The organism is Ruegeria sp. BHSC026, from assembly GCF_059613065.1.
Genome location: NZ_JBXWRV010000014.1, coordinates 15,939 through 28,358 on the forward strand (window position 1 = coordinate 15,939; position 12,420 = coordinate 28,358).

Annotated in this window: 7 protein-coding genes; all 7 read right to left on the minus strand. The window is 66.6% G+C overall.

Features of this window, described 5'->3' with window-relative positions:
• Positions 1 to 157: 157 nt before the first annotated feature.
• Entirely contained in the window at positions 158 to 2,527 is a 2,370-nt protein-coding gene (locus tag AC2FME_RS14950; protein WP_496800845.1) for a hypothetical protein, read from the minus strand.
• Positions 2,524 to 4,026, minus strand: coding sequence for a hypothetical protein (locus AC2FME_RS14955; RefSeq protein WP_496800846.1), 1,503 nt, complete (start codon positions 4,024 to 4,026; stop codon positions 2,524 to 2,526). Before AC2FME_RS14955 ends, AC2FME_RS14950 begins: the two co-directional genes overlap by 4 nt.
• The gene (locus tag AC2FME_RS14960) at positions 4,023 to 6,023 is read right to left on the minus strand and encodes an McrB family protein (protein ID WP_496800847.1); all 2,001 of its coding nucleotides are present in this window, start codon (positions 6,021 to 6,023) and stop codon (positions 4,023 to 4,025) included. Before AC2FME_RS14960 ends, AC2FME_RS14955 begins: the two co-directional genes overlap by 4 nt.
• Positions 6,023 to 7,621, minus strand: coding sequence for a coiled-coil domain-containing protein (locus tag AC2FME_RS14965; protein WP_496800848.1), 1,599 nt, complete (start codon positions 7,619 to 7,621; stop codon positions 6,023 to 6,025). Before AC2FME_RS14965 ends, AC2FME_RS14960 begins: the two co-directional genes overlap by 1 nt.
• Positions 7,590 to 10,736 (minus strand): AAA domain-containing protein, encoded by a 3,147-nt coding sequence (locus tag AC2FME_RS14970; protein WP_496800849.1) that lies wholly within the window; start codon positions 10,734 to 10,736, stop codon positions 7,590 to 7,592. The genes AC2FME_RS14965 and AC2FME_RS14970 overlap by 32 nt, the downstream gene beginning before the upstream one ends.
• Before the next feature lie 266 nt (positions 10,737 to 11,002).
• Positions 11,003 to 11,620, minus strand: coding sequence for a hypothetical protein (locus AC2FME_RS14975; RefSeq protein WP_496800850.1), 618 nt, complete (start codon positions 11,618 to 11,620; stop codon positions 11,003 to 11,005).
• A gap of 51 nt (positions 11,621 to 11,671) precedes the next feature.
• Positions 11,672 to 12,385, minus strand: a complete 714-nt coding sequence (locus AC2FME_RS14980; protein WP_496800851.1) for a hypothetical protein — start codon at positions 12,383 to 12,385, stop codon at positions 11,672 to 11,674.
• Between the last annotated feature and the right edge of the window lie 35 nt (positions 12,386 to 12,420).

Genomic DNA, 12,420 nt, shown 5'->3' on the forward strand with positions numbered 1-12,420 from the left:
CCTCAGCCGCGGTGATCGTTTAACAAGTTTCCCGCGTCGGATTCTATTATTGAACGATCTCACATAGTGCTCGCTGGTGGGGTGAGGCCTAGCAAAGTCCGGGACACGGACATGCCCCGGTCGGCAATCTGGCGGCCGCCGCGCGATCCCCGGACCTTCAGGCGTCGTCCTTGGCGCTGCTGTGGGCGAAGCTTTCCAGATCGACCAGCAGATTGGGGTTGGTGCCCTTCCCCTCCAACTCTTTGCAGACGTCTTCCAGAACGGTCAGATAGCGTTCTAGATGCGGTTTGCCGTCCACCCTTCCGGCCAGATCGTCCGCCAGACGCAGGGTCGCCGCCAGCAGCCGGTCGGCGGTTTCGTCGCGACCGGCGACCAGCGCCCAGGGCTCTTTCAAGCGCCAGCGCAGCAGACCCACCAGAAGGTAGGGGCCATAGGAATAGCGCGCGGTGAAGTCGCGGCCCACGGCCTCGTGCACCTTGGCTTCGGCGATGGCGGCGAGATATTCCACCTCGTCCCGCGTCAGCAACATGGGCGCGGTGTCGGTGCGTGACAGCAGGAAGGCGGCGCAGGCCATCTGGTTCTTGTTCCAACCGTCTTCGGGCAGGCCGAACAGGTGGTCGAAGGCGCGCCGTTGGTCCCGTTCGTCGCGGGCCGTGCGCCCGACCCCCTGCAACAGAAGCGTGCGGGACTGGTGATTTGCAAAGAACACATGGCGGCCATGCCCCGCCTCGAGCGCATCCAGCATGGCCGGAACCACCCAATCGGGGCATCGGGCGAACAGCCAGGTCAGGAATTTCAGCGAATGGTTGTCGCGGCCTCCGCCTCCGTCCAGCCGGGCCCGCACATCCGCCTCGGCCAGCTCGGTCGCCCGGTCCAGCAACTGCCGCCCCTCGTCCGGCAGATCGTCGGGCAGCTTGCCGTCGCTCGAGACCGCATAGCGGCCTTCGGGTCGGTTCGACAGCTTGCTGGCCAGCAGGTTCCAGTCGGGCCACAGCGCGGGCACCTCCTGCTGAAGCAACTCCAGCAGACCGGGACGGTTCCGGCGCGGATACCAGTTGTCGGTGCCGCAGGACAGGACCAGCCGGTGCGGGATGGTTGGCATTTCGGGGGTCAGGCTGTCGATCAGCTCGGGCCAGCTCTGGCTCAGCTCTTCGGCGCTGTCCCAGTCCACCACCACCGGCCCGGAAAAGGCCGGCGACACCAGGGTCAGCCGCGCGGCCCCGGCGGCGGGGGTCTGCTGGACGTGCAGCTCGACCCGCTCGGCCGAGGTCTGAGGCACCGGCAGCCTCACCTCGGCGCGGCGCGGTGCGGGGACGGTTTCCTTCTTCAGATACACCTTGATTTCGGACGTGCCCGGTTGCAGCCCCAGAACCGCCGGTCGGGTGCTGCGATAGGGCTGGCCGGCCGGCAGCAGCGCGTCCTTGGGGATCAGGTCGTAATTCTTCGCCGTGTCGCCATCCTGGACGATGGTCGAGATCTGCGGCAGAAAGTCGAAATAGACCGGCTGGTTGGCGGACAGGCGGCGGGCGGCCTCGAGCGCCCCCAGCGCGACCGCATCGGGCGCAAGCGCGTGGATGTCGCGCCCCACCGCCGCGACGAGCGCTTCGTGGATCTGCCGGCGGATCGCGCCCCGCGTCGGCGTTTCGAACAGGATCAGATCGCAGCCCTGCACGCTTTGTACCACGCTGTCGGGAATGGCGCAGGGCGCGGGGCGGAATTCCGGGGGCGGCACGATCAACTCCCAGCCGGCATTCCACTTCCGCAACGGTTCGGGCCGACAGTCAAAGCCCAGGGCCAGCCTGTGCGGCAGATCCGAGGCGATCACGTGATCCGCGCGATCGGGGTTGGCGCAGCAGGCCCGCAGGGCACTGACGGCCTGATCCAGCAACGGTTTCAGGCCAAGGCCGCAAAGGTGCAGCCCGCCCGTGTCGCGGCGTTCGGGCGCGATCAGCGCGCCGTGCCGCAGGCGCAGGGTCTGCGTGGCAAAGCCGCCGGCGTCATGGCCGATGATGCCGATGTTGCGCACGTCGGACCAGCCGATCCGGTCCAGCCGTTGCAGGGCCGCCAACACCGCCAGAACCGGGCGCCAGACCAGAACCGCGCGCCCCGGCCGCAACTGGCGCAGGGCCTTCAGCAGGGCCTCTTGACGGTGTTCGTCCAGATTCGGCAGATCGGGGATGGCCAGCGCGACCGTGGCCTTGCGGGCATCCGCCATCGCCTTCAGCGCGGCGGCGATCGCACCGTTCTGCGACGCGGGGTCGGTCAGAAGATCGCTCACCCGGTGGCGCGGCTGCGCGCCGATGTCGCCCCAGCCACCTCCGCGGCCATGCGGTGCGCGCGCCGCTTGCATTCCGCCGATCAGACCGGTTTCGGCTCCGGAGTCCTTCAGCCGCACGACCACGCCGCCCGCACCGCCCTTCACGACCTGGTCCCTGTCTTCGACGGGTTCCTGCCCGGGGATTTCCAGCCAGTTCCGGGCGGCGAAATCGCTCCAGCCGTTCAGATCATAGCCGACCAGACGTTTCATGCGGCCTCCGTCGTGAACAGAGACCGGACGAAGCCCGCCAGCGCCTGTTTGCCCTGCCGCAGCGCCGCGCCGCGGGCGTCGAAGGCGATGCCGCGGACCCGGCTGCCGCCGCTGGTGGCCTCGTGGCTGTCGAAGGTCGCATCGGCCGGGGCAAGGATCACCCCCTCGCGCATCACCTCATGGGTGGCGTGCCGGCGCAGCATCTCGATCAGGGTTGCGGCCTGCTGGGTTTCGGTGCGCAGATCCATCGGGGCAAAGCTGTGCGGGGTCCAGACCGGCACCCGCCGTTCGATCGCGTCCGAATTCAGATCGGTCACCCGCAGCCAGATATGCGCCCGCGCGGCGAACTGGATGCGCGAAACCCGTTCCGGGCGGGCCTGAACCTCGACGATCAGGCCGCTGTCGCGCAGCCAGAACACCGCCAGAGGCCGGTCATGCAGGAACCGCCGCCCCTGGATGGCCTCGTCCAGCCAGATCAGCGGGGCCTGCGCCAGCAGCTGCGCCTCGTCCAGACCGTGCAGGGCCAGCGTGACCGCCAGAACGCAGAAATCGGTCCAGCTCTGGGCCTGCCACGCCCACAGCTCGTCCTCGGCCTTGTTCTGCCGCAGCAGCTTGTCCCAGGCTTGGCGGATCGCGCGATAGGCGCGGTCCTCCATCAGCACATAATTGTCGGTCACGTCTGGGTCCGCAACGCCGACATTCAACTCGCGTAGCTCGCGTGAAAGGCGGCGGCACAGGCGCTGATAGGATTCGACACTGCGGTAGCGCAGACTGCTCTGAGCCGTTTTGTGTTCGCGCAGCCATTGCCTTGCAAAGCGCTCGGCCAGCCGCAGATAGGCGTGGAACACGCGGTTCTCGAGCGTGTTGAAATCCTCGTGCCGGGCAATCGCCAGAACCCGCTGGTCGGCGCCGGCCCGTTCGGCGATGCTGCGGCCCGGCTGGCGCACCATCCACAGCATCGAGGCCCGGTCCATTTCCTGCACCCGGTCCAGTGGCACCATCTCGCGGTTGCGGCGCAGAACCCGGCGAATGCGGGATTCCAGTTGCAGAACATGGGGCCGGGTCTGCTGCGACTGGCGCACGATCTCGGCCATGCGCGGATCGGCTTCGTTTTCGGCCCGGTCCCAGGCCGCCTGCAGGCGCGGCCACAGGTTTTCGGGGTCGTCCAACGCGCCTTCGACCTCGTGGATGCGCGCCAGAACCCGGTGCATCCGCGCCGAAGCGGCAAGGGCCACCCTTTCTTCCTCGGTGCGCGGTTCCAGCCCGATCTTGGGGCGCGCGGGCAGGCCGGCGATCTGGCACGGGGCGTCTGACCGGCCCGTCTTGGGATAGGGGTAGAGGCGCAGCTCGGCCCCGTCGCGTGCCAGAAGAACCGCATGCCGGGACTGCCGGGCGCCATCGCTGCCCGTGGCCTCGCCCAGCAGACAGTCCGACGGGCCGAGCACCGCTACCGCGGGGTCCTCGGTGCGGTGCGACCAAGGCCTGCGGATCAGCTTCATCCGCGCGTCACCCCGCGCCAGACGAACTGGCCGGTCTCGTCCTCGGCGTGGCGGACGGACTCGCGGATTGCCAGGGCCAGGTCGGGGTCGCCCAGATCCGACTCAACGTAACCGGCGAGGTTGTCCAGCGGGCCGGTCAGGTTTTCCACCTCGACGCCGCGCAGCTTGGGCAGCAGGCGCATTTCAACCTGATCCGCCAACGCGGCCTTCAGGTCGCGCTGTCCGTTGTCCTCGGGGTAGTTGGCGGCATAGGCCATGATCGCGCGCCCCAGCCTGTGGCCGAAGGGGCGGCCCAATGCGGTCATGTGGCCCACCATCTTTTCGACGTGGTCTTCGACCATGGGCCGGTCGGAGCCCAGCGTGGCGATGCCGCGCACCCAGGCGCGCCACTGGCGGCGGGTCAGGGCCCGGGTTTCGACCGGCGTGCCCTGGGTCTGCCCGGCCTTGATCGTGCGCGGCGCCGCAAAGCGCAGCACGTTGGCCCGGTCGACCACCTTGTCCGACAGGGACTGGGTGCTTTCATCTTCGTTCATGGTGCCGGCGAACAGCACGTTGTAGCCGGGGAAGATCCGCGGCGTCTGGCCATCGGGCATGGGAATGTCCAGGTTCAGCTCGGCATCCTTCCGGGCCTCGGCGCGGTCGGTCTCGTCGATGCCGGGGCGGCTTTCCAGGCGGCTGAGGAAGTCCGAGAAGTAATATTCGACCCGCGCCAGGTTCATCTCGTCCAGCAGCACCAGCAGCATCCGGTCGTCAAAGCCGCCATCCGCCGGGCCGTTCCATTCATCCATGTGATACAGGGCCTGCGCCAGATCGGTGGGCCGGTATTTGCCTTCGATGTAATTGTAGAACCCCATCAGGTCCTGCGGGCTGTCCCATCGCGGCTGCACCGGGACCTGCAGGAACCCGATTCCCATCGCTTGCGCATAGCGGCGAGGCAGCTGGCTTTTGCCCGTGCCCGAGATCCCCGCCAGAACCGCCATCTGGGTGGTCTCGTTCACCTTCATCGCGGTGTGATAGGCGCGGATCACCCGGCGGTGATAGTCCAGCCCCAGCGCCTTCATGTGCACGGAAACGCGGTGCAGCGCCTCGGCTTCGGTCTCGCGCGCGTGTTCGTCCCAGCCCTGCATGTCGCGCAGCACCGGCGGCAGCGACCTGAGCTCGACCAGCGGGTCGGCCTGCTTGCTGCCCCCGCCCGCCGCAAGCCCGGCCTTGTCCTTCATCGCCTCGATCTGAGCCAGCAATTCTGCGCGCTGTGCGTCCATCCGGGTCAGTTCGGTCTGGGCCGAGGCCAGCCGGGCCGCCTCGTCGGTATGTGCCGCGCGGATCTGTTCCAGCCGCTCCTCTGCGGCGCGGGCCCCGTCTTCGGCCTCGTCGCGGCGGGCGCGGAAGGTCTCGACCTCGCCCTGCAGGCGGGCGGCATCACGCTCGAACCGGTCGAGGCGCTCGCGCAGCTCGGCCTCGCGGGCCTGCAGGGTCTGCAGATCGGACAGCTCGCCGCGCAGATCGGCCACCGCCTGTTCCAGCTGGGCGCGGCTCTGTTCCAGCTGCTCCGTCTGGGCGACCAGCCGTTCCGCCTTCTGAAGGCGCGCCTCGACCTGTTCCAGCTCGGCGGCCTTGTCGGTCAGATCGCGCGTGACCTGCGCCAGCGCGGTCTGTGCCTCGTCGGTTTCCTGGCGCAGGGCCAGGATTTCCTGCCGGCGGTCTTCAAGCTGGTTCCATTCGGCCTGCAACTCGGCCTTTTGCCGAACCAGCGCATCCACTTCGGCCTGTTTGAACGCGTAGTCAGCGGCGGTTTCGCGAAGCTTTTGCACTTCGGCCTCAAGATCGTCGCGCAGGTGTTTTTTGCCCGCGATCTGCGCTTCCAACTCGCCCAAGGAGGCCATCGGTCCCTTGATCGTGATGGCATGGTCGGCCCGCCAGGCCACCATCCCCATGATCGCCGCCAGGACGAACAGAACGAATGCCGCAAGCAGCGCCGAAATCAGCAGCGTTCCCATCAGTTGGCCTCCTGCGTCTGTGCTTCGTCGGATTGTCCGGCGTCATTCTGCGGGTCGGGCGCGGCCGGCGCCTCGACCATCGTCCGCATCACCGCAAGCTGCCCGGTGATCGCCGCCAATTCCCGGCGCGCGTCGGCCGCCGCGGTCTGGGCGGTTTCTTTCTGTGCCTGCAGATTGTTCACCACGGCCTCAAGTTCGATTTTCTCGGCAGACAGCCGTTCTTTTTCGGCCTTCAACGTCGCGGTTTCGGCCGTCAGCGCCGAAAGGCTGGCCATCAGATCCGCCTTCTGTTTTTCCAGACCGTCCCGATCCTGTTCCAACTGCGCAATGGCCTCGGCAATCCTGGTGCGGCGGTCCTGCTCGGCTTTCGTTCTGGCCAGAGCCTGGTTCAGCGCCTGTTCGGCTGCGTCCTTGTCCGTGGTCACCGTCGCCAGCGCGGTCTGTTTTTCGGTAATCTGCCGGTCCAGATCCGCAAGCCGGTTTTGGGCCTGCTGCAGGTCAGTTTCCAGCTTTTGCGCCTGCTGCTGCTGGTCCGAGGCGTCCGCCTGAGCCGAGGCCAACTCGGCCTGCGCTTGCGCCAGGTTCTGACGCGCGGCGGCGGTTTCGGTTTCCAGTCGGCGCTTTTCGTCCAGGCGCGCGTTGATCTGCTGATTGACCTCGTCCAGCCGCGCTTCGGCGTCCTGAACCTTGGTTTCGATCCCATTCAGGCGGGCTTCTTCGTCCCTGAGTGCGCCGACCCGTTCTTCGGCAAGCTCGATATCGTGGCGCAGCCCGTCCAGCAGGGCCGATTGTTCGCGCACATCATTCTGCGTGGCCTCGAGTTCCTTCCGCGCCTGTTTGATCCGAGGCTTAAGCCCATCGAGATCCTCCTGCGCCTGCTTCGTGCGGCGCTCGGCGGCATCCGCCTGGGCGCTCTGATCGGCACTTTCCTTTTGAACGGTCTTCAATTCCCGTTCGGCGGCGGCCAGTTCGTCAGTCTTCTTCTGAAGATCGGCCGCGACCCGGTCGCGCTCTTGCTTGCGACGATTCAGATCGTCCACCTCATCCCGAAGCTGGTCACGCCGGGATTCCAGATCACGGGCTTCGTCCTGAGCTTTGGTTTTGCGGGTCTCAAGCTGCTCGATCTGACGCTGCAGTGCCGCTTGCTGGTCGCGCATCCTGTCCAGACGGTCCTGAGCCTTGTCGATCTCGGCCTTGGCCGCGTCGCGTGCGGCAATCTTCTGCTCGGCATCGGCCCGGTCGGCCGCCAACGCATTCAGGGCGGCCTGGGCCTCCTGAACCTGGGCGTTCAGGCTCTGCAACTGGCCGATCAGGGTTTCCGCCTGCGCCCGCTCGGCCTGCAGCTTCGCCAGTTCGGCCTTCGCGCCGGCGATGTCCGCATCAAGTGCGGCACGTTTCTCCTGCCCCTCGGCAATCTCGCGCTCGATCCGGGCACGGTCGTTGCGGATCTCGCCGAACTCCTGCTCCAGACCGATCACGAGGTACAGAAAGGCGGCCAGAACCGCCGCCGTGATGACGGCGCTGCCGATGGCCAGCCAGCCAAACAGATGCGACTTGCGCACCGTGTCAGTCTTCGAGGTCTCGTTCGACGAGGTCAAGGCACCCCTCCATGTCCTGTTTCAACTCATCCACCCAGAACCGCCGCACCTTCCAGCCCAGTGCGCGCATCTGGTGATCACGCCAGTGATCGTCGATCTTGCGGTTGCCGTCGGCATCCTGGTGCCAGCGGCGGCCGTCGATTTCGAGGTCCAGCTTGACCCCGTTCGCCCCGAACAGGGCAAAGTCCAGCCGGCGGCCCGCGATTTCATATTGCGGCTGCGGATCGAGGCCGCGCGCCTTCAGCGCATGGAACACGATGCGTTCCCAACCGCTGTCGAACACGCCTTCGCCCGATCGGCCGCGCGGTTCGGTCGCGCGCGCGGCAAGACTGCGCAACTGCCCGATCTTCCCCGAACGTGCGAAATCCAGATCGCCGAACACATGGGCCACGGCCCGCGCCCGGCTGATCGCCACGTTCATGCGCCGCCATTCGCGCACCAGGAACGTCACCGCCGAGGGCGCGGCCCCGTCATGCACGGTGGGCGAAAACAGGATCAGGTCGCGTTCCTGCCCCTGAAACCCGTCAACCGTGCCGACGCGCAGATCGGCCCTGGCCCAGCAGGCATCCGGCAGCGCCTGTCGCAACGCCTGGGTCAATGCGTGCACCTGCGGTCGGAACGGGGCGATCACCCCGACGGTTCCTTCGTAACCCTTGTTTTGCAGAAGGTCCTGAACCTCGCGCGTGATCGCGGCGACTTCGGCAAGGTTCACGTTCTGCGCCGTGGATGTGGCGCGGCCCGGGCCGGGCACATGCGTCCACGCCAGGCCAGGCTTGCGGCCCTTGGGCAGTTTCAGCGTCCCCAGATCCGCCGCGACCCGCAGCTTGCCGCCGTAGAACTGCGTGTTGATGTAGTCCACGATCCCTTCGGCTGAGCGATACTGGTCGCGCAGCATGACCGCCGGAACCCCCGGCGTGCTGCGGGCCAGGTCGAACAGGCTCTTGCGGCCCTGCGAGAATCGGCCGGTTCCCGAATCCGGCAGGCCGTTGGCGGCCATCAGGTTGCGATCCTGGGAAAGCCCGATCTGCGAAATGAAGGCCAGCTGCCGATCGTCGCCCACGATCACCGCCCGCTTTGCCCGCGCCAGCAGGGGCAGGGCCGAGGCGATGTCGCACTGGCTGGCCTCGTCAAAGATCACCAGATCGAACAGGCCCTCGTACAAGGGAACGCGCCGTGGCGTACCCAGCACCGAGGCCAGCCACAGCGGGCGGTGATCCAGCACCGTCTGGGCCAGATCGCGGGACATGGCGCCGCCGCCGTGCAGGGCCAGGTCATCATGCCGGTTCGACAGGTCGATGCGTTGATCCTCTGTCAGGGCCGCCCGCGCGCCCAGGGTCTGGCGCATGACGGTCTTGGCCAGGGGTTCGATCTGTTGGGTCAGCTCCACCGGGTCCGGCGGTGGGGCCAGCTGGGCCAGTTCGGCCCGCAGCGCCCGGATTTTGGCCTCGATCGCGGCGCGGCCCGAGGGCGGGGGATCGCCCGCCGCGCCGGCCGAGCCAAAGCGGCCCGGCAACAGCCAGCGCAGCAGACGGGCGAAAAGGCCCCGCGCCTCGGGTTGTGTTGCCGGTTCGGGGTCGGGGTCGTCCGCGCGCAGGTCAAGGGTTTCGATCAGATCGGCCAGCTGCAGATTCAGCGCGCGCCGGGCCTCGACCGTATCGAGTGCGCGCAGGCGACGGCCCGCCAGGTCAGCCAGCTGATCCGCCAGCGCCGGATCGTGAAGCACGGGCGCCCCGCCGGGGTCGTTGACCAGCTGCGCGACCACGTCCGTCAGGCCCTGATCGATCTCGCGTGCGGGGTCCAGCGTGCGCACCATGAACGGCGCGTCGGGCGCGATTTCGGACAGGCGTTGTTCGACCGCGTCCAGCGCCTGATGGTTCTTCGAGGCCACAATCACCGATCCGCCCCGCAGCAGGGTCGTTGCGGCCATGGCGACGATGGCCTGGCTTTTGCCGGTGCCCGGCGGCCCGGTCACCACCGAAAGCGGATGCGCGGCGGCATTTGCCACGGCGCGGATCTGTTCGTGGTTCAGCGGCCCGACATTGATCGGCGGATCCGCGGGGATTTCCCCGTCATGTTTCAGCCCCAGCAAGGGGCCCAGGGCGGTGCTGGCGATTTTCTCGGGCGCCCAGGTGGCGATCTGGTCGAGGTCACGCACCGCGCCCGCCGTGAATGAATTTTCGGTGGGCAGAAACAGCCCCATCGCGTCAAAGATGCCGCCATCCGCCGGGTCGAGGCTGGTGGCGAAACGGCGGCCCGTGATCTTGCCGCGGATCGATTTTGCCGCGGCCTCGCGCAGCCGCAGCAGGAAGTCGTCGCGCGACAGCCCGGCCCCGCCCTGACCGGCAAAGATGTCGCGCAGCGCGGCGGCCGTCCAGGCGGTTCCGGTTGCGGCGGCGCGGATCCAGTCGGGGTTGACCATGACGTCATCGGCCGCGATCCGGATCACCAATTGTTCGCCGCTGCGCTCCCACGTGGCCGCGATCAGGCCGACGGGCCGTATGGCGGGCGCGCCGCTTTTGCGGCCGATCGAAATGGGCCAGCCGATGGCCAGCGCCCGGTCATTCGCCTCGCGGCGGGACAGAGCCTCGCGGAAACTGTCGGGCAGATGGTCCAGCGTGACCCGGATGATGCCCGTTTCGCCGTCTTCGGGGAACGGGTCGCCCGCGCCGCAGATCAGTTGGTACGCGGTTCCGTGCCGGTCATCGGCCTGTGTCAGCGCGCCGCGCGGATCGCTTTGCAGCGCCGCACGATAGTATCGCAGCAGGGCAATCGGATTGATCTGTGCCGAGTCCCCGCCGTCTTCGGATCCGGCGGTTTCCCGGTCCGCCTGCCGCGAGAAACCCGCCGGAACGGCCTGAAGCACCGCGCCCGGATCCGCGCCGGCACCCGGCCCCGCGCCGGTTTCGTGACGCCCGGTCGCCACCACCGTCCGGCTGACCGCCCGCCACTTGTTGTCATGACCAAGGGTCACGATGCCCTGCTTCTGCAAGGCGATCAGTTCGGCCAGTATCTGCTCGCGCCGGGTGGCGCTGAACTCCACATCCAACAGTGCATACAATTCGTCGGTCGTGCGACCGCGGGGGAAGGCTTCGACTGTGCGCAGCAGGGTGCTCAAAGGCGACGCTCCATGCACGTTAAGCGGGTTTTCACGCGATCCTTCCCCGCACTTTCTGGATGTTAACCGTTTGTTTCAAAAGCGTTGTTGCACCCGACAGATTGAGGCGCGGATGGACAGATGCCAAGTTTCAGTCTGACATGCAAGGCCTGGTTGTCCTGACCATGCGTCGGCGCCGGGGCGCGAAAACCGACTGCGCGGCATCTGCCGACAGGGCGGCAACTTCCGCGCAAATCGGCGTCAGGCCAGGTCCTCCGGCCCGCGGCTCAGGCCTTTTGGGGCGGGATGCACAGCTTGTCCTTGATGGGGCCGAGAACTTCTTCCGGGGTGCCCTTTTTTTTGATCAAGGCGTGCAATGGATTCACGAGGCATTCATCGACCGCTTCAACACTGTCGAGCGCATCGAGCTGTACCGCGTAGAACCAACCGCCGTCGTCGTCGCCGTAGACCCAGAGACTGCCTCTCGGGTTGCCGTCTTCACATACGCCTGCGCCGTCGGGGTTGGCGGTGTCGAAAATCCATCTGAAGTCCCAATCGGGATCCGGACAATACCCGGCCAGAACCTTGGCCTGCCGTCCGAATTTCCAATCGCCGCCATGACCCGGATCGCTGGTCAGTTGAATGGCCAGAGTGATGTAGCCCTTCTCTTTCTTTCCTTGCTTCTTCCCGTTTTTTCGGCGCTCGGACACCTTGTAATAGGCACTCCAGAAGGGCTTGACCCAATCCCCACCTTCATAGGTGTAGTCGTCGTTTTCGATGATCAGACCACCTTTACCGGGTTCATCAACTTCAACCCTGTCGAACGCCTCATACAGCTTGTCCAGGTTCACCTGCGCATCTTGAAGGTTTCGGGCCGATTGCCAGAGGGCTTCGCTTGCACTCATCAATTCATTCCTTGTTGAAACATGGTTGTGTCGTGGCCAACCTGTGCCGCGTCATTGCGCATCGCAGCCGTTGCCATCGTTGAAGAAAAACGTGACGGCCGGCGGCACGATCAAGTCCGGCCATTTGCCCAGCACGGCACCCTGAGGGGTGCAGCTCAGGAAGGTTGCTGTCGCATCGGCCCAGGCTTTCAGGCCCGGGTCGGTGTCCTTGGCCTGGGTCAGCGCGCGCAGCCGTTCGGTCAGATCCGGCCAGGAGATGCTTTGGAACTCAAGCGCGGTGTCGCTCTTTCGGCAGGATTCTCTGGCCCCTTCAAACATCGTGGTGTGTTTGGCCTCCCGGCCCAGCAGGGTATAGCCGGCAACCGCGCGCGGCGGTGTCGGCAGCGCCCCCTTCGGGCAGTCGCCATCCCTGACCGCATCGATCTCGCGGCGGATCTGATCGTCGCCGAGGGCTGCCCCCCACTTGACCTCGACGATCCAGTATTCCGGGCCGGTCTCGCCGGGATATTCCAACACGACATCCGGCTCGGTGCTTTTTCCGCCGGTTCCTGCGCAGGGGGCCAGACGGGGCCACAGGATCACCTTGGCATCCGCTGGCAGTTTGTGACCGATCAGCGTGCTCAACGCCGCTTGCCGGGCGGGCGGGGTCAGAAACGTGACCGTCCCGAACAGGGCCGAAGTCACCAGATCCTCGCGCGGGTGTCTTGTCGCGCCGTCGATGATATTTTTGATGCGCGCCTTCTTTGCAATCACTGCATGAAACATCGTCGTCCTACTCAATCAATTTTCTGCCAATTCAG

What these genes read in the sequence shown, in the direction of transcription:
- AC2FME_RS14950 (WP_496800845.1), bottom strand. Translation starts at nt 2,527, where the DNA reads ATGAAACGTCTGGTCGGCTATGATCTGAACGGCTGGAGCGATTTCGCC.
- AC2FME_RS14955 (WP_496800846.1), bottom strand. Translation starts at nt 4,026, where the DNA reads ATGAAGCTGATCCGCAGGCCTTGGTCGCACCGCACCGAGGACCCCGCG.
- AC2FME_RS14960 (WP_496800847.1), bottom strand. Translation starts at nt 6,023, where the DNA reads ATGGGAACGCTGCTGATTTCGGCGCTGCTTGCGGCATTCGTTCTGTTC.
- AC2FME_RS14975 (WP_496800850.1), bottom strand. Translation starts at nt 11,620, where the DNA reads ATGAGTGCAAGCGAAGCCCTCTGGCAATCGGCCCGAAACCTTCAAGAT.
- AC2FME_RS14980 (WP_496800851.1), bottom strand. Translation starts at nt 12,385, where the DNA reads ATGTTTCATGCAGTGATTGCAAAGAAGGCGCGCATCAAAAATATCATC.